This is a genomic window from Streptomyces sp. NPDC005496, from assembly GCF_042872045.1.
In the GTDB taxonomy this organism is placed as follows: Bacteria; Actinomycetota; Actinomycetes; order Streptomycetales; family Streptomycetaceae; genus Streptomyces.
In genome coordinates this window covers 220,491-237,484 of record NZ_JBIAJQ010000009.1, presented here as the reverse complement: position 1 = coordinate 237,484, position 16,994 = coordinate 220,491, and the positions used below count along the sequence as shown (strand labels likewise).

The 16,994-nt window shown below is 70.8% G+C and carries 15 protein-coding genes; 9 read left to right on the top strand and 6 right to left on the bottom strand.

Going from position 1 to position 16,994, the window contains the following annotated elements:
• Positions 1-64: 64 nt before the first annotated feature.
• The gene (locus ACFYQQ_RS27420; protein ID WP_355779688.1) at positions 65-970 is read right to left on the bottom strand and encodes a pseudouridine-5'-phosphate glycosidase; all 906 of its coding nucleotides are present in this window, start codon (positions 968-970) and stop codon (positions 65-67) included.
• A gap of 98 nt (positions 971-1,068) precedes the next feature.
• Between ACFYQQ_RS27420 and ACFYQQ_RS27415 the strand changes: the two genes are divergently transcribed.
• On the top strand, positions 1,069-1,497 hold the full coding sequence (locus tag ACFYQQ_RS27415; RefSeq protein WP_355779685.1) for a VOC family protein: 429 nt from the start codon (positions 1,069-1,071) through the stop codon (positions 1,495-1,497).
• A 154-nt stretch (positions 1,498-1,651) separates the two neighbouring features.
• Complete coding sequence (locus tag ACFYQQ_RS27410; protein ID WP_355779682.1) at positions 1,652-2,014, top strand: cupin domain-containing protein; 363 nt, start codon at positions 1,652-1,654, stop codon at positions 2,012-2,014.
• Positions 2,015-2,079: 65 nt separating this feature from the next.
• Here ACFYQQ_RS27410 and ACFYQQ_RS27405 read toward each other — a convergent pair whose 3' ends face one another.
• The 3 genes from ACFYQQ_RS27405 to ACFYQQ_RS27395 all read right to left on the bottom strand — a co-directional run bounded on the left by ACFYQQ_RS27405 (position 2,080) and on the right by ACFYQQ_RS27395 (position 5,125).
• A complete protein-coding gene (locus ACFYQQ_RS27405) occupies positions 2,080-3,369 on the bottom strand; it encodes an MFS transporter (RefSeq protein ID WP_355779679.1) in 1,290 nt (429 codons plus the stop codon).
• Positions 3,370-3,607: 238 nt separating this feature from the next.
• The gene (locus ACFYQQ_RS27400) at positions 3,608-4,162 is read right to left on the bottom strand and encodes a methylated-DNA--[protein]-cysteine S-methyltransferase (RefSeq protein ID WP_355779676.1); all 555 of its coding nucleotides are present in this window, start codon (positions 4,160-4,162) and stop codon (positions 3,608-3,610) included.
• Between the two features lie 90 nt (positions 4,163-4,252).
• Positions 4,253-5,125 (bottom strand): glycerophosphodiester phosphodiesterase family protein, encoded by an 873-nt coding sequence (locus tag ACFYQQ_RS27395; protein ID WP_355779674.1) that lies wholly within the window; start codon positions 5,123-5,125, stop codon positions 4,253-4,255.
• A gap of 280 nt (positions 5,126-5,405) precedes the next feature.
• Between ACFYQQ_RS27395 and ACFYQQ_RS27390 the strand changes: the two genes are divergently transcribed.
• The 6 genes from ACFYQQ_RS27390 (at position 5,406) to ACFYQQ_RS27365 (ending at position 13,967) form a co-directional block, all read left to right on the top strand.
• Positions 5,406-6,272, top strand: a complete 867-nt coding sequence (locus ACFYQQ_RS27390; protein ID WP_355779672.1) for an MHYT domain-containing protein — start codon at positions 5,406-5,408, stop codon at positions 6,270-6,272.
• Between the two features lie 40 nt (positions 6,273-6,312).
• Positions 6,313-8,436 (top strand): excinuclease ABC subunit UvrB, encoded by a 2,124-nt coding sequence (gene uvrB / locus ACFYQQ_RS27385; RefSeq protein WP_355779668.1) that lies wholly within the window; start codon positions 6,313-6,315, stop codon positions 8,434-8,436.
• 181 nt (positions 8,437-8,617) lie between these two features.
• Entirely contained in the window at positions 8,618-9,196 is a 579-nt protein-coding gene (locus ACFYQQ_RS27380; protein WP_355779666.1) for a TerD family protein, read from the top strand.
• Positions 9,197-9,247: 51 nt separating this feature from the next.
• Positions 9,248-11,281 carry a TerD family protein gene (locus ACFYQQ_RS27375; RefSeq protein ID WP_388905403.1) on the top strand — a complete coding sequence of 678 codons (2,034 nt, stop codon included), beginning with the start codon at positions 9,248-9,250 and terminating at the stop codon, positions 11,279-11,281.
• A 287-nt stretch (positions 11,282-11,568) separates the two neighbouring features.
• Positions 11,569-12,564, top strand: a complete 996-nt coding sequence (locus ACFYQQ_RS27370) for a TerC family protein (RefSeq protein ID WP_355780749.1) — start codon at positions 11,569-11,571, stop codon at positions 12,562-12,564.
• Between the two features lie 302 nt (positions 12,565-12,866).
• Positions 12,867-13,967: an ionic transporter y4hA gene (locus ACFYQQ_RS27365; protein ID WP_355780747.1), complete on the top strand. Its 1,101-nt coding sequence runs from the start codon at positions 12,867-12,869 to the stop codon at positions 13,965-13,967.
• Positions 13,968-14,007: 40 nt separating this feature from the next.
• Here the strand turns inward: ACFYQQ_RS27365 and ACFYQQ_RS27360 are convergent, their stop codons facing one another.
• A complete protein-coding gene (locus tag ACFYQQ_RS27360; RefSeq protein ID WP_355780744.1) occupies positions 14,008-15,309 on the bottom strand; it encodes an MFS transporter in 1,302 nt (433 codons plus the stop codon).
• Between the two features lie 60 nt (positions 15,310-15,369).
• A complete protein-coding gene (locus ACFYQQ_RS27355; RefSeq protein ID WP_355780741.1) occupies positions 15,370-16,416 on the bottom strand; it encodes a S66 peptidase family protein in 1,047 nt (348 codons plus the stop codon).
• A 102-nt stretch (positions 16,417-16,518) separates the two neighbouring features.
• Between ACFYQQ_RS27355 and aroQ the strand changes: the two genes are divergently transcribed.
• Entirely contained in the window at positions 16,519-16,992 is a 474-nt protein-coding gene (gene aroQ, locus ACFYQQ_RS27350) for a type II 3-dehydroquinate dehydratase (protein WP_355780737.1), read from the top strand.
• Positions 16,993-16,994 lie beyond the last annotated feature (2 nt).

Sequence of the window (16,994 nt, the reverse complement as noted above, 5' to 3'; positions counted from 1 at the left end):
CCGGGACCGGCGCCCTCCCCGGCCCCGGCTCCCTCGGCCCCGGGACCGCCTCGGTCCGCTGCCGTCACGCCCCGGCCCAGGCCGACGCGATCCTGGCGGCGAGCCGCACGTTGCCGCGTACCGCCGCCAGGTTGGCGCTCAGTGACGCGCCGTCGGTGTGGCGCACCAGGTAGTCGAGCAGGAACGGCGTCACGGCCTGCCCGGTCACCCCTCGCACCTCGCACGCGTGCAGCGCGTCGGCCAGCACACGCGCGTGGAGCTTGGGATCGAGCTGCTCCTCCTCGGGCACGGGGTTGGCGACGATGAGCGCCGACTCCGGTCCGCCGACGGCGTCCTGGGCGCTCATCACGTCGGCCACCTGCTCCGGAGACCGCAGTGTCCAGTCCACCGGGTGTCCCGAGTCGGCCAGATAGAAGCCGGGGAAGCGCTCGGTGCCGTATCCCGCCACGGCGACCCCGAGGGTCTCCAGGCGCTGGAGGGTCGCGGGCACGTCCAGGATGGACTTCACGCCCGCGCAGACGACCGTGATCCGGGTACGGGCCAGTAGGCCCAGGTCGGCGGACTCGTCCTGCGTCACCGTCCACTGCCGGTGCACCCCGCCGAGCCCGCCCGTGGCGAACACCCGCACACCCGCGCGTGCGGCGGACAGCGCCGTGGCCGAGACGGTGGTCGCCCCGCTCACGCCGGCCGCGACGGCGAGCGGCAGATCACGGTGGCCCAGTTTCCGGATCCCGTCCTCGTTCGCGATCCGTTCCAGCTGGCCCTTGTCGAGGCCGACGCACGGGCGCCCGTCGAGGACGGCGATTGTCGCGGGGACGGCGCCCTCCTGTCGTACGACGTCCTCCAGTTCCAGCGCCACCTGCAGATTGCGCGGGCGCGGCAGCCCGTGCGCGATGATCGTCGACTCCAGGGCCACCACCGGCCGGCGCGCGTCGAGCGCCTCCCGCACCTCTTCGGACACCACGAACACGCGCCTGCCTCCTGTCGGTCGGTCTTCCCTCATCCCTGGCGGGCGGCGCGCCCGGCCAAACCCTTGCGGCCCCCGGGATACGGCACCAGCCTGGGCGCATGACGGACAACACGACACGTCTCGACCACATCGTCCTCTGGGTCAGGGACCCGGTCGCCGCCGCCCGCTTCTACGAGGAGACGGTCGGGCTCGAACCCCTGCGAGTCGCCGAGTTCACCGAGGGCAAGGCGTCCTTCCCCTCGGTACGCCTCAGCGAGGAGACCATCTTCGATCTCGCGCCCCTGTCGCTGGCCGAGCGCATGACCATGGTCCCCGGTGCCGCGGACAGCGCGGGCCACCCCGTGAACCACGTCTGCCTCTCCCTGGAGGAGGGTGATTTCGACGCGCTGCGGACCCGCCTGGAGGAGCGGTCCGTGCCGGTCTCGGAGTACTCGTACGGCTCGTTCGGCGCCCGGGGAGAGGCCGTACGCAGCTTCTACTTCCGCGACCCCGACGGGAACGTCTTCGAGGCCCGGCACTACGCCTAGCGACTCCCGGTCCGGGAAAAGGGTGCTCCACGCGCGCGTGGAGCACCCTTTCGGGGTGTCGGCCGGGCCGAGACCGGCGGCGCACTCTCCGAGGCGCTCGTACGGGGGCACCGCCTACGGTTGCCGGTCCGGCGTCCGGCTAGGGTGACCGCTCATGACCACGAAGAACCAGGCCGTTCCGTCCTTCGCCGTGCACATCCCCGACGCCGAACTGGAGCCGGAGCCGCTCGACCCGGCCCAGATCGTCTCCGGCACCCCGGTAGTGACGGGCAAGGTGCTGTGGGAGTCTGCCGACGGCAAGCACGTGCGCGGCATCTGGCAGATGACTCCCGGCGTCGCGACCGACACCGAGGCCGACGAGATGTTCGTCGTGGTCAGCGGCAGTGCCACGGTTGAGTTCGAGAACGGCGACGTGCTGAAGGTGGGCCCCGGCGACGCGGCGATCCTGCGCGAGGGCGACCGCACGACCTGGACGGTCCACGAGACGCTCCGCAAGGCGTACCACATCAGCCTCTGACCACCCCGAGCGTCGGCCTGACTACGTCGTGAGGGCGCCGCCCTCGGGCGGGCGCCGGGCCGGCGTCAGCTTCCGGCCGCGACCGTACGGCGTCCGCGACCGGTGAGGACCATCAGTGCCGCGAGCGGCAGCAGGAGGCAGGCGGCGAGCAGGTTGAGCCATCCGTAGCTCGCCCGCGCGATCACGAGACCCGCGGCCGCGCCGCCGATGCCCGCCGCCGCGTTCATCAACAGGTCCGAGAGACCCTGCGCGGCGGCGCGGACGGGCTGGGGCACGGAGTCCGTGAGCAGCGCCGAGCCGGCCACCATCCCGGCCGACCAGCCCAGCCCCAGCAGGAACAGTCCGACGGTGGTCTGCACGTGATGGCCGTCGGCCGTCCCGGCGAGCAGAGCCGCGCAGACCAGCAGTCCCACCGCGAGACCGATCCCGGAGAGCCTGCCGAGCCGGTCGGACAGCCGTCCCATGAGCGGCGAGAACGCGTACATGCCGGCGATGTGACAGCTGATCACGAAGCCGATCAGGTCGATGCCGGCGCCGTGGTGATCGAGCTCGATCGGCGTCATCGACATGATCGACACCATCGCGGTGTGGCACACGGCCACCGTCCCCAGCGCCAGCCGCGCCCGCGGTGAGGCGGCGACGGCGCCGACACCGGCCCGCAGCGAACGTGCCTGCGGCGACCGCTCCTCGGCGGGAGACAGGGCGCGGGCCGTCAGGAGTGGGTCAGGCCGCAGCAGTACGGCCACCAGCACCGCCGAGACGACGAAGACCCCGGCTGCCCAGAGGAAGGGTCCCGCGGCCGCGGGTATCCCCAGGCCGGTGACGCTGCGTCCCGCGGGTGCGGCGATGTTGGGACCCAGGACCGCACCGATGGTGGTGGCCCAGACGACGTTCGAGATGGCCCTGGCCCGCCGGTCCGTTTCGGCCAGGTCGGCGGCCGCGAACCGCGCCTGCAGGTTGGCCGACGAGGCGGCGCCGAACATCGCCATCCCGGCCAGCAGCAGCGGGAAGCTGCCGACGGTCGCGGCGACGACCACCACGCCGGCTCCCAGCGCCCCGATCAGGTACGCCAGCACCAGCCCCGGTCGCCGGCCGCGTGCCGTCATCAGAGCGGCCAGCGGCATGGACAGGACCGCCGTCCCGACGACGGTGGCCGTGGGGGCGAGCCCCAACAGGGACTCGGCGCCGCTGACCTCCTCTGCCAACACCACCGCGAGGGCGATACCGGTGGCGACACCGAGACCGCCGAGGATCTGACTCGCGATCAGCACCGCGGAGGTACGGCGCCGGAGCGCGGGTATCGCGGCGACGTCCACCGGCGTGGCGGACCGCTCCACGGCGGTCACCGCGGGCATCCGGGAACGACGGTGGATATCGCGGGTATGTCGGTACGGCGCAGGAAGAAATTCACCGGCGCAGCCTCCCAGCTCACGGCTTTCCGCGCACCGCGATTGTCACCGCGCTTGTGGGCGCACGCTCAGGAACACCTCAGAACGACGGCTTCCGGCGCGCGTGCACCGGCGGGCGCTGTCCGCGTCGCGGACGCTCTCCGAGGCAACGGCGCCCGGTGCACGCACTGCTCCGACCCGCGGCTCAGAACAGCGGCTCCGGAAGCACTCCCTCCAGGGCCAGCAGCTTCCGCTTGGTCTCCAGTCCGCCGCCGAATCCTCCGATGCCGCCGTCGCTCTCGACGACCCGGTGGCACGGGACGACGACCGGCAGCGGGTTGGACCCCATGGCGACCCCCACCGCCTGGGCCGCGCCCGGCTGACCGACCCGGCCGGCCAGGTCGCCGTAGCCGACGACCGCTCCGAACGGGACGCCTGAGGCCAGCTCCCGCAGCACCTGCCGGTTGAACCCGGATATCAGCGACCAGTCGAGCGGCAGCTCGAAGTCACGGCGCTCACCCGCGAAGTAGGCCCGCACCTGCTCCGCCGCCTCCGCCAGCAGGGGGGATCCGGGCGCCTCGACGGGCTCGGTGCCGAGACGGGACGCGAGCCGCTCCAGTGCCTTCTCGCGCACCGCGTCCGTGGCGTGGAACACGACGTTCACCAGGCCGTCGGGGGTGGCGGCCAGCAGCAGTGGGCCGATGTCCGTGCCCACGACGGTCCACACGACCTGCTGCTCGTACTGCCCGTGGCTGTCCATGCGACCACCGTACGGCGCGGCACTGACAACGCCCGGGGCGCGAACGCCCTCGGGCGTCCCCACCCCGGGCGCCGCGCTCGGCGGCTCCGGTCAGTACCCGCTGAGGGCCCGGCGCACCACGTCGGGCCGGTTGGTGATGACGCCGTCCACGTCGTAGCCGGCCACCCGGCGGGCGGTACGCGCGTCGTCGACGGTCCAGGTGAGGATCTCCAGCGGTTTGCCGTGCGGCCCGTCGAAGGCGTGGACCGCGGCGACGTAGCCGGTGGAGATGGTGGAGTGCGAGGAGTTGATCTGGTCGGCGAAGCGCGAGTACGCGGGCAGGTTCGCGACCGACGGCGTCCCCAGGAGGGCGGTCTTGACGCCGGGACGCAGGTCGTGGACGGTGCGGACGCTGTCCGGGCTGAAGCTCTGGACGATGAGCCTGCTCCTGAGATGGCCGGGGTCGAGCCAGCCCTCGTTGCTCAGGACCTTGAGCGTCTGACGTTCGATGCCCGGGTACAGCTCGGGGTTCTTGATCTCCAGGACGAGCTTCTGGTGGTTGCGCGAGATGCGGTTCATGTACTGCTTGAGCGTCGGCACGCGTGTGCCCGCGTAGCGCCGGCCGAACCAGCTGCCCGCGTCCAGCCGCGAGATCTCCTTCGCCGTGAAGTCCGCCACCCTCCACGGTGCCCGGTCGGGATAGACCTTCTCGACGTCGGTCGTGCGCGTCAGAGTGGCGTCGTGGACGACGACGAGGACGCCGTCCTTGGTGCGCTGTACGTCGTTCTCCACCCAGCTGAAGCCCAGGTCGTCCGCCTTGTCGACGGCTGCCAGGGTGTTCTCGGGTGCGTACGCGGAGGCCCCGCGGTGCGCTACGACGACCGGTCCCTCGTCGTCGGCGGCGTGGGCGGAGGTGGTGGGGAGTATCAGAACGGTGCCACCGAGAAGCGCGGCGGTCGTGGCGGCGGCAACGCGCGCGTGCATACGTACTCCTCGCGTCGAGCGATCACTGTCAGCACCAGAGTGGCAGCAGAGTGTCAACACGAGGGGGGCGTGGAATGGCCGCAGATTGAATGGAGTTGCCCAAATCCGTGCACAGGGGCCTCACAACTGGGGCAGGCCCGTGATTCTTTGCCGGAAAATCGTTCGACCATTCCGGTGGGGGTCATACTCTTCGCCTCGACCCTGGCCGCTCCGGCGACGCCAGGGGCGGGGGCTTTTCATGGCAAACCGGGATAGATCAGGGCGGGAAGGGCAACCGCGCATGCAGGGCACGGTCGACGGCTTCAGTTACGGACTCGTCACCCCACTGGTGGCGTACCTCATGGCCTGCCTCGGAGGCGCCCTGGGGCTGCGCTGCACCACGAGGTCGATGCTCGTCGCCCGTTCCTGGCGGCCGGGCTGGCTCGCGCTCGGCTCGGCGGCGATCGGCTCCGGGATCTGGACCATGCACTTCATCGCGATGATGGGCTTCTCCGTGGAGGAGAGCCCGGTGCGCTACGACAAGGCGCTCACCTTCGCGAGCCTCGGTGTGGCGATCGTCATGGTCGGCATCGGGATCTTCATCGTCGGCTACCGGGGCGCGACCGGGACGGCCCTCTTCACCGGGGGCACCATCACCGGCCTCGGCGTCGCCACCATGCACTACCTCGGGATGGCGGGCATGCGCCTGAACGGGAAGCTCGAGTACAACACCCTCACCGTCTCCGCCTCGGTGGTCATCGCGGTCGTCGCCGCCACCGCCGCCCTGTGGGCCGCCGGGCAGGTCCGCGGCTTCCTGTGGAGCGTGGGCGCGAGCCTCGTCATGGGTCTCGCCGTGACCGGAATGCACTACACGGGCATGGCCGCCCTGAGCGTCCACCTGCACGGGACATCCAGCACCCCGGCGGGCGACTCGCCGGCCGCGCTGCTCGCGCCGATGATGATCGGCCCCCTGGTCTTCCTCGGGCTCGCGGGCGTCGTCGTGATGTTCGACCCGCTGATGGTGATGGGCAGGCCCGACTGGACTCCCACCGAGAACAGGCCCGGTGTCCCGGCCCGCGCCACCGTGCCGCACCCCGGTCACCGGCCGCCGTCCCACCTCGACCGGCGGCCCGGACACCGCGGCTCACGCACCCCGCAGAACTGGTGATCCGACCCCGTTGTCAGTGCGGGGTCGTACGGTTGATTGCATGCGGCCCGTTTCCAAGATCGAACGTTCGGTGGCGCCCTTCGAGGTCGTCAGCCCCTACCAGCCGAGCGGTGACCAGCCGGCGGCCATCGCTGAGCTCGAAAAGCGCATCCGCGCAGGTGAGAAGGATGTCGTCCTGCTCGGTGCCACCGGTACCGGCAAGTCCGCCACCACCGCGTGGATGATCGAGCGGCTCCAGCGCCCCACGCTCGTCATGGCCCCGAACAAGACCCTCGCCGCCCAGCTGGCCAACGAGTTCCGCGAGCTGCTGCCGAACAACGCCGTCGAGTACTTCGTCTCGTACTACGACTACTACCAGCCCGAGGCCTACGTCCCGCAGTCGGACACCTACATCGAGAAGGACTCCTCGATCAACGAGGAGGTCGAGCGCCTGCGGCACTCCGCGACCAACTCGCTGCTCACCCGCCGCGACGTCGTCGTGGTCGCCTCGGTCTCCTGCATCTACGGCCTGGGCACGCCGCAGGAGTACGTGGACCGGATGGTCACGCTCAAGGTCGGCGACGAGATCGACCGCGACGACCTGCTGCGCCGGTTCGTCGACATCCAGTACACGCGCAACGACATGGCCTTCGCCCGCGGCACCTTCCGGGTCCGCGGCGACACCATCGAGATCTTCCCGGTCTACGAGGAGCTCGCCGTCCGCATCGAGATGTTCGGCGACGAGATCGAGGCCCTGTCCACGCTGCACCCGCTCACCGGCGAGGTCATCAGCGACGACGACCAGCTCTACGTGTTCCCCGCCTCCCACTACGTGGCCGGTCCCGAGCGCCTGGAGCGGGCCGTCAACGACATCGAGAAGGAGCTCGGCGAGCGCCTGGCCACCCTGGAGACGCAGGGCAAGCTCCTGGAGGCGCAGCGTCTGCGCATGCGCACGACGTACGACATCGAGATGCTCCGCCAGATCGGCTCCTGCTCCGGCGTGGAGAACTACTCGATGCACTTCGACGGCCGCGAGCCCGGCTCCCCGCCGAACACACTGCTCGACTACTTCCCGGACGACTTCCTGCTGGTCATCGACGAGTCGCACGTGACGGTGCCCCAGATCGGCGCCATGTACGAGGGCGACGCCTCCCGCAAGCGCACCCTCGTGGACCACGGCTTCCGCCTGCCCTCCGCGCTGGACAACCGCCCGCTGAAGTGGGAGGAGTTCCAGGAGCGCATCGGCCAGGCCGTCTACCTGTCGGCGACGCCCGGCAAGTACGAGCTCTCGCGCGGGGACGGCTTCGTCGAGCAGATCATCCGCCCGACCGGCCTCGTCGACCCCGAGGTCGTGATCAAGCCCACCGAGGGCCAGATCGACGACTTGGTGCACGAGATCCGCAAGCGCACCGAGAAGGACGAGCGCGTCCTGGTCACCACGCTCACCAAGAAGATGGCCGAGGACCTCACCGACTACTTCCTGGAGATGGGCATCCAGGTCCGCTACCTGCACAGCGACGTCGACACCCTGCGCCGGGTCGAGCTGCTGCGCGAGCTGCGCGCCGGCGAGTACGACGTGCTGGTCGGCATCAACCTCCTCAGGGAGGGCCTCGACCTGCCCGAGGTCTCCCTGGTGGCGATCCTCGACGCCGACAAGGAGGGCTTCCTGCGCTCCGGCACCTCACTCATCCAGACCATCGGCCGCGCCGCGCGAAACGTCTCCGGCCAGGTCCACATGTACGCCGACAAGATCACCCCGGCGATGGAGAAGGCCATCGAGGAGACCAACCGCCGCAGGGAGAAGCAGGTCGCGTACAACAAGGAGCGGGGCATCGACCCGCAGCCCCTGCGCAAGAAGATCAACGACATCGTGGCGCAGATCGCCCGCGAGGACGTCGACACCGAGCAACTGCTCGGCTCGGGCTACCGCAAGACCAAGGACGGCAAGCCGGCCAAGGCCCCGGTGCCCGCGCTCGGCAAGGCCGCCAAGGCCAAGGGGAAGAGCAAGGAGACGGTGCCCACCGACCGTCCCGCGGCGCAACTCGCCGAACAGATCGAGGAGATGACGGAGCGGATGCGCGCCGCCGCCGCCGACCTCCAGTTCGAGATCGCGGCGCGACTGCGCGACGAGGTCTCCGAGATGAAGAAGGAGCTGCGCCAGATGAAGGAGGGAGGCCTGGCCTGACGGCCCGGGGTTGCGGCCGGCCGCCGGTGCACCGCGCGCCGGACCTGCGGACGTACGCGCTGTGTTGCAAGACCGACACAAAGTCCGCCCCAGGGTTCGGCACTGTCAGTGCCGCTGCGTAGGGTTCTGGTCATCCGCGGACTCCGCGGAAACAGGGGACGGTTCGAGAGGGGAACAGCGCGTGACGGTCAACATGACCAAGGGTCAGGCCATCAGTCTGCAGAAGAACGACGGGGGCACCCTGACCGCGGTCCGTATGGGGCTGGGCTGGCAGGCGGCACCCCGGCGCGGCCTCTTCGGCTCGCGCACCCGGGAGATCGACCTCGACGCCTCGGCCGTGCTGTTCGCGGACAAGCAGCCCGTCGACGTCGTCTTCTTCCGGCACCTCGTCAGCGACGACGGCTCCGTGCGCCACACGGGTGACAATCTCGTGGGCGGCGTGGGCCAGGGCGGCGACGACGAGGCCATCCTCGTCGACCTGCAGCGGGTCCCGGTCCACATCGACCAGATCGTCTTCACCGTGAACTCGTTCACGGGCCAGACGTTCCAGGAGGTCCAGGACGCGTTCTGCCGCCTGGTCGACGAGACCAACGGCCAGGAGCTCGCCCGCTACACGCTCGCCGGCGGCGGCCAGTACACGGCCCAGATCATGGCGAAGGTGCACCGGGCCGGCTCGGGCTGGCAGATGACGGCCCTCGGCACGCCCGCCAACGGCCGGACGTTCCAGGACCTGATGCCCGCGATCCTGCCGCACCTGTAGGCAGCGGCGGCGCGCAGCACCCGTAGCGAAGTGACATAGGGGGACAAGGCGATGACGGCCGAGCTGGTCCGGGGGCAGAACCATCCGCTCTCCGAGGTCCGTCTTGAGGTCCGCGTTTCGGCAGGCAAGCCGATCGTGGCGGGGGCCACGCTCAGCGACGAGAAGGGCAGGGTCCACGGCGTCGAGTGGGTGGCCCACCCGGGTGCGCCCACCCTGCCCGGACTCGAGGTCTCCAAGCAGGCGGCGGCCGACCATCGCCTCGCCTTCGACCTGGACGCCCTGCCGGACGCCGTGCACCGGGTCAGCGTGCTGCTCGCGCTGCCGACCGGTGTCGGCGGCCCGGTCCGGTTCGGCGTCGTGGCCGCCCCCTTCGTCGCGGTCACCGGCCTCGACGGTTCCGAGGTCGCCAGCTACACCATCACCGGCCTCGACGCCGAGTCGGCGGTCGTCGCGCTGGAGCTCTACCGCCGACAGGGCGCCTGGAAGGTAAGAGCGGTCGGCCAGGGGTACGCGGGCGGCCTCGCCGAGCTGCTCGCCGACCAGGGACTGTCCGAGGCGCGGCAGCTCGCGGCCAGGATCAACGAGGCCGTGGCCCAGGGCCTGGCGCGCTCGGTGGCGGCGCCCCCGCCGCGGCCGTCCGACGCCGACCGCTCGCGTCAGGCGGCCACCTCGGCCACCGGACCGGACCAGCCCTACCCCGGCACTCCGGGCGGCACCGGTGACATACCGCCCACGGTCCAGCCCTCGTCGCCATACGACGCGCCCGGTCTGCACGGGGCGTCGGCCGGGCAGGGCAGCCACCCCGGCGGGCTCGCCCAGCCGGACCCCGCGCCGGTCACCCAGCCGACGGTTCCGGCCGCCGGCGGGCCGGTCGACTACAGCCACCCGCGCCGCCAGCCCGCGGCGCCCCCTCCGCCCCCGCCGACCGCACCCCCGGCCCCGCCCGGCCAGCCGGCCCAGCCCGTGGCGGGCGACGCGACCGGCTGGTCCATGGAGGAGCGGCTCTACAACCAGGTCTGGGGCATGTTCGAGGACCTGGCACGCACCACGGCCGCGTACAGAAGCGCCGTGGATTTCGCCGACTCGCGCATGGAGCAGGAACTCGACAAGGTCCTCTCCGACCCGCGCAGCCGCATCGGAGGCCAGGGCGACGCGGCCCGTGAGGCGGCGCAGGCCAAGCACGCCCACCTGGTCGACCAGGCGAGGGCGGTGCTCGACCGGGACCTCGCGCAGCTCACCGCCGAGGCCGAGGTCGTCGAGCCGGCGCTGCCCCCGGCTTTCGCGCGCTGGGACAACCCCGTCTGGCACGGCTACCGGGTGCCGATGGAGGTCCCGATGGCCCTGCGCCTCGGTGACCTGCATCTGCCCGAGAGCGAGGGACTGAGCATCCCGATGCTGGTCCGGCTGCCGCTGGAGCGCGGCCTGTGGATCGACAGCGGCCGGTCCGGGCTCGACGAGTCCTTCGCCGACTCCGGTGATCTGCGGCGGCTGGCGATGGAGTCGGCGGTGGCGCACGCCGCCCGGCTGCTCGCGGTCTACCCCGCCGGTGACTTCACGGTGCACGCCATCGACCCGGCCGGTTCGGGTGCGGCCGCGCTCGCCCCGCTGGTGCGGTCCGGTGTCCTCGCCGGTCCGCCCGCCGCCGGTGCCGCGGGCGTCTCCGAGGTGCTGGCTCGGCTCACCCAGCGCGTCGACCTGGTGCAGATGGCGTTGCGGGGAGGCGCGACCGACTCCCTGCCGCCCGGCTTCGACACCGCCGAGCAGCTCGTGATCGTGAACGACTTCCCGCACGGCTTCGACGACCGTGCCGTGACCCAGCTGAGGTATCTCGCCGACGAGGGCCCGGCCGTCGGCGTCCACCTCATGATGGTCGCCGACCGGGAGGACGCGTCCGCGTACGGGCCGCTGCTCGATCCGCTCTGGCGCTCGCTCATGCGGCTCACGCCGGTGCCCGACGACCACCTGGCCGACCCGTGGGTCGGTCACGCATGGACGTACGAGCCCTCGCTCGTCCCACCGGGCAGCCAAGTGCTCCAGCAGGTGCTGACGCAGGTCGCGGAAGCACGCCGTTCGTGGAAGCGCTGAGGCCCGCCCCGGGCCTCACCAAGCGTTCGCAAAGCGCCCTGACCAGCGAACTTGGCTTTTCTTTTACCTAGCCCTTTACCTTTCCTTGGTGATTCGCGTACTCTTTTCCGTACGGAGGGGAGTACTCCCTACCAACTGCGACGTACCCGTCAATACGGATCAGGCCAGATCCCGGGGCGTCGGCCCGCAGGCACCGGTCGCATCACGCGCCCCGGCCACCACGGGTGGAAGAGACCTCCGGTAGCGACGACGCTGAAAATCTGCCGTTACGTACTGCCGGAGGCGCAGTGGATGTTTCCGTGACCCTTTGGGTCCTGACCATCGTGGGTCTAGCCGCTCTCATCGCGGTTGACTTCTTCATCGGGCGAAAGCCCCACGACGTATCGATCAAGGAAGCCGGGATCTGGACGGTGGTCTGGATCGCCCTGGCCGGACTGTTCGGCCTCGGGCTCCTGCTGTTCTCCGGAGGGCAGCCCGCCGGAGAGTTCTTCGCCGGCTTCATCACCGAGAAATCGCTGAGCGTCGACAACCTCTTCGTCTTCGTGCTGATCATGGCGAAGTTCGCGGTCCCGACGAAGTACCAGCAGCGTGTGCTGCTCATCGGTGTGCTCATCGCGCTCGTCCTACGCACGATATTCATCGCAGCGGGCGCCGCGATCATCTCGAACTTCGCCTGGGTGTTCTACATCTTCGGCGCGTTCCTCATCTACACCGCCTGGAAGCTGATCCAGGAGGCCCGAGCCGACGAGGACGACGAGGAGTTCGAGGAGAACCGGCTGCTGAAGGCCGCCGAGCGCCGCTTCGGAGTGGCCGACCGCTATCACGGCACCAAGCTCTGGATCCGGCAGAACGGCAAGCGCGTCATGACGCCGATGCTGGTCGTGATGCTCGCGATCGGTACCACCGACGTGCTGTTCGCACTCGACTCGATCCCCGCCATCTTCGGTCTGACCCAGGACCCGTACATCGTCTTCACGGCCAACGCGTTCGCGCTGATGGGCCTGCGGCAGCTGTACTTCCTCATCGGCGGTCTGCTGAAGAAGCTGGTCCACCTCAGCTACGGCCTGTCCGTGATCCTGGGCTTCATCGGCGTGAAGCTGGTGCTGCACGCACTGCACGAGTCCGGGGTGCACGTCCCCGAGATCTCCATACCGGTGTCCCTGGGCGTCATCTGCGCGGTCCTGATCGTCACCACGATCACCAGCCTGATCGCCTCCAGGAAGCAGGCGCAGGAGGAGACCAGGGCGGCCGAGAGCCCGGAGAAGGACAGCATCGACGTCTGACAGGGTCCACGACGATGATCGTCCTGATGCACGACGGCGGTCGTCCCCGTCCGCGCCGGACGGGGGCGACCGAGGACGTCGGGAGGCACGGCGCCCACGCCGTCCCGGCGTCGGTCCGCGGCCGTCGGCGCCCCCGCTGCCGGCTCGGTGCAACCGCTGCCTCATCCGCTCCCGCCGCCGGTCTCACCCCTGAGCGTGCACCCGACGGCCGACGATTCCGGGCCGGGCGCCGCCCCCAAGGAGGCCCGGCGCAGCGTGTCGTCGAAAGTGCAGGGCCCGGATGCGTCTGGGACGATCGCCACATGATCGTTCGGCTCCGGTCGCTCGCGACACAGTGGACGGCCGTCGTCCCGGCGGTCGCTGTCGTCCTGCTGGTCTTCACCTGGGGACGTGATCTCCCCGGCGCCGTAGTGGCGCTCGTGACGGTCGTCCTCGCCGGCGCGGTCCTGGCGGCCGTCCACCACGCCGAGGTGATCGCGCACCGCGTCGGCGAACCCTTCGGCTCACTGGTGCTCGCGGTCGCCGTCACCATCATCGAGGTCGCGCTGATCGTCACCCTGATGGTGGACGGCGGTGACAAGAGCTCCACTCTGGCCAGGGACACGGTGTTCGCGGCCGTCATGATCACCTGCAACGGCATCGTCGGCATCTGCCTGCTCGTCGCCTCGCTGCGGCACGGGCTCGCCGTCTTCAACGCCGAGGGGACCGGGGCCGCCCTGGCGACGGTGGCGACGCTGGCGACACTCAGTCTGGTGCTGCCGACGTTCACCACGAGCAAGCCGGGACCGGAGTTCTCCTCGGCTCAGCTGACCTTCGCCGCCCTCGCCTCGCTGGTCCTGTACGGGCTGTTCGTCTCGACCCAGACCGTCCGCCACCGTGACTACTTCCTCCCGATCACCCGGCAGGGCGTGGTCATCGACGGGGACGATCACGCCGACAAGCCGTCCGCGCGGACCGCCGCCGTAAGCCTGGTGCTACTGGGCCTCGCCCTCGTCGGCGTGGTCGGCCTCGCCAAGGGAGTCTCGCCCACCATCGAGTCCGGGGTGGACGCCGCCGGGATGCCGCAGGCCGTGGTCGGCGTGATCATCGCGCTCCTCGTGCTGCTCCCCGAGACCATCGCCGCACTGCGGTCGGCCCGCCGCGACCGGGTGCAGACCAGCCTGAACCTGGCACTCGGCTCGGCGATGGCCAGCATCGGCCTGACCATCCCCGCCGTCGCCCTGGCGTCCATCTGGCTGTCCGGCCCCCTGGTGCTCGGCCTGGACCCCCTGCACATGGTGCTGCTCGCGCTGACCGTCGTCGTGAGTTCCCTGACGGTCGTGCCCGGCCGCGCGACCCCGCTGCAGGGAGGCGTCCACCTGGTGCTCTTCGCGGCCTACCTGGAACTCGCGATCAACCCGTAGGTCCTCTCGCCCGCCGGGACCACGTCGACCCGCGCCACGATCAGTCCGCGACCTCCACGACGCTCAGGCGGGCCACCGGCCGCGTCTCGGGCAGCAGGGCGAAGCACCCGAGACTCAGCAGCGCGATCGCCGTCAGATACGCCGCGACGCCCCAGGGAACCCCGTCCCCTCGCGCCACCGCGGTCGCGACGACGGGCGTCAGGGCACCTCCGAGGACGCCTCCCAGGTTGTAGCCCACGGCGGCGCCGGTGCAGCGGACCCGGGGCTCGTACAGCTCCGGAAGGTACGCGGCGATCACCGCGAACATGGTGATGAACGCGAGCAGCGCCACCAGGAACCCGAGGAACATCAGCAGCGGTTCGCCGGTGGACAGCAGCGCCACCATCGGGAACATCCACAGCGCGGCGGCGCCGCTGCCCGCGAGGCACAGCGGCCGTCGCCCGTAGCGGTCACCCAGCATCGCCGCCAGGGGCGTCAGCGCGCCCTTCACCACGACGGCGGCCATGATGCAGGCCAGCATGACGGTACGGCTCACCCCGAGCCGTTCGACGCCGTAGGCGAGCGCCCACGTCGTCACCGCGTAGAAGACGGCGTAGCCCACCGCGAGGCCGCCCGCCGTCAGCAGGACGAGCCGCCAGTGCCCGCGCACCACCTCGGCGAGCGGCATGCGCGCGTGCTCCCGCAGTTCGAGGAACTGCGGGCTCTCCCGGAGCGAGCTGCGCAGCCACAGGCCGGCGAGCGCGAGGACACCGGCCGCCCAGAACGGCACCCGCCACCCCCAGGCCGCGAACTGCGCGTCGGACAAGGTCGCCGACAGCACCAGCATCACGCCGTTGGCCAGGACGAAGCCCAGGGAGGGGCCGATCTGCGGAAAGCTCGACCACAGCCCCCGCCGGTCGGCGGGCGCGTGCTCGGCGGTCAGCAGCACCGCCCCGCCCCACTCACCGCCGAGCCCGAGCCCCTGAAGGAAGCGCAGCACGAGAAGGAGTACCGGGGCGGCGACCCCGATCGAGTCGTACGCCGGGACGCAGCCCACGGCGACCGTCGCCGCGCCGGTGAGCAGCAGCGAGGCGACCAGGACGGGCCGCCGGCCCCGCCGGTCCCCGATGTGGCCGAACAGCACGGAACCCAGGGGGCGGGCGACGAAGCCGACCGCGAACGTCCCGAAGGCCGCCAGCGTCCCCGCGAGCGGAGAGAACGTCGGGAAGAACAGCGGGCCGAGGACCAGCGCGGCGGCGGTGCCGTAGACGAAGAAGTCGTAGAACTCGATGGCCGTCCCGGCGAGCGAGGCGGCCGCGAGCCTGAGCATGGAGGGCGCCCTCACGGAGCGTACGTCGTGCATGCCGCGTCAACTACCCAGAGTGACCGACGGTTACGGGGGCGTGCGGAGGTGCGGAAGAACTCAGTAGGTGACCGTGATGCGCCGGGCCGGGCCGTCGACGCGGATCGTGCCGCCGTAAGGAAGGACGTGTTGCGGATCGGTGTGACCGAAGTCCACATCGAGGACGACCATCATGTCCGGGGCGTACATGTCGACCGCCTTCAGCACCGCCTCGTGCTGCTCCCGGACGTAACGGGCCCTCGCCGCAGCGTCGTTGGGCTGCTCGAAGGACCACGTCTTGGGGCGGCCCATGAGCAGGGCGGGGAAGCGCCGCAGGAGACCCCGCTCACCCATGCTGCGCAGGATCGCGAACACGTCACGGGCCCTCGGCATGTCCTCCGAGGTCTCCAGCAGCAGCACATGGCCGTCGTACACGGCGGGATCGGCGGCGATCTCGCGGTCGGCCATCAGCAGCCAGGACAGGATCTCGAGGTTGCCTCCCCAGGAACGCGCCTCGACGACCCGGTCCGGGCTGTGCCAGTGCCACCCGCCGCCCGGCCGTGTCTCGGGCTCGCGGTCGAAGGTGGTCGGGTCCTCCCAGGGGCGGTCGATGTCGGTGAAGCGGTCGGCGGGCCGCAACTCGTAGGGCCCGCTGGTGAAGAGCGCCGCCCGCAGCGACTCGGCGGTCAGCTCTGCCATGGCGCCGGGACGGCCCAGCTCGCACATGACGCTCGTGCCGTGGAAGGAGACGATCCCCGTGTTCCACAGGTACACGAGCAGGTTCGTGTTGTCGCTCATCCCGAAGAACGGCTTGGGGTTCGCCCGGATCAACTCGCGGTCCAGATACGGCAGCACGGTGATCTGGTCGTCGCCGCCGATCGAGGCGATCACCGCCTTGACGGACGGGTCGGCGAACGCGGCGTGGATGTCGGCGGCGCGCTCCGCGGGCGTCGCGCCCATCTTGCGGGTGGTCGGGTACTCGACCGGCTCCAGGCCGAACTCCTCGCGCAGGCGTGCCAGGCCGAGTTCGTAGGGGAGCGGCAGGAGTTCCGGCAGTCCGCTGGACGGGGAGAGGACCGCCACCCGGTCCCCGGGCACGGGCTTCGGAGCGTGGACCGGCGTCGTCATGGCGAGAGGGTACGGGCGGCGGGCCTCGCGGCGCATCGTGATAAACCGGGTCCGAGCAGCGGTCCTGAACGGGCCGGCAGACCTGGAAGGACCGGAGGAACCGTGCCCCGCACTCTCGCCCACGCCCCGATCATGATCCTCAACGGGCCCAACCTGAACCTCCTCGGGCAGCGCCAGCCGGAGATCTACGGTTCCGACACCCTCGCCGACGTCGAGGCCCTGTGCGCCAAGGCGGCGGCCGCGCACGGCGGCACGGTGGACTTCCGCCAGTCCAACCACGAGGGCGAGCTGGTGGACTGGATCCACGAGGCCCGCCTGAGTCACTGCGGCATCGTGATCAACCCGGCCGCCTACTCGCACACCTCCGTCGCGCTCCTGGACGCGCTCAACACCTGTGACGGACTGCCGGTGGTGGAGGTCCACATCTCCAACATCCACCAGCGCGAGGAGTTCCGGCACCACTCGTACGTCTCGCTGCGCGCCGACGGCGTGATCGCGGGATGCGGCGTGCAGGGGTACGCGTTCGCGGTGGAGCGGATCGCGGCGCTGGCGGGAACGGGCCGCGCGGAGGCCTGACC

Coding starts and splice junctions, on each gene's coding strand:
- ACFYQQ_RS27415 (WP_355779685.1), top strand. CDS start 1,069: ATGACGGACAACACGACACGTCTCGACCACATCGTCCTCTGGGTCAGG.
- ACFYQQ_RS27410 (WP_355779682.1), top strand. CDS start 1,652: ATGACCACGAAGAACCAGGCCGTTCCGTCCTTCGCCGTGCACATCCCC.
- ACFYQQ_RS27405 (WP_355779679.1), bottom strand. CDS start 3,369: ATGCCCGCGGTGACCGCCGTGGAGCGGTCCGCCACGCCGGTGGACGTC.
- ACFYQQ_RS27400 (WP_355779676.1), bottom strand. CDS start 4,162: ATGGACAGCCACGGGCAGTACGAGCAGCAGGTCGTGTGGACCGTCGTG.
- ACFYQQ_RS27395 (WP_355779674.1), bottom strand. CDS start 5,125: ATGCACGCGCGCGTTGCCGCCGCCACGACCGCCGCGCTTCTCGGTGGC.
- ACFYQQ_RS27390 (WP_355779672.1), top strand. CDS start 5,406: ATGCAGGGCACGGTCGACGGCTTCAGTTACGGACTCGTCACCCCACTG.
- uvrB (WP_355779668.1), top strand. CDS start 6,313: ATGCGGCCCGTTTCCAAGATCGAACGTTCGGTGGCGCCCTTCGAGGTC.
- ACFYQQ_RS27375 (WP_388905403.1), top strand. CDS start 9,248: ATGACGGCCGAGCTGGTCCGGGGGCAGAACCATCCGCTCTCCGAGGTC.
- ACFYQQ_RS27365 (WP_355780747.1), top strand. CDS start 12,867: ATGATCGTTCGGCTCCGGTCGCTCGCGACACAGTGGACGGCCGTCGTC.
- ACFYQQ_RS27360 (WP_355780744.1), bottom strand. CDS start 15,309: ATGCACGACGTACGCTCCGTGAGGGCGCCCTCCATGCTCAGGCTCGCG.
- ACFYQQ_RS27355 (WP_355780741.1), bottom strand. CDS start 16,416: ATGACGACGCCGGTCCACGCTCCGAAGCCCGTGCCCGGGGACCGGGTG.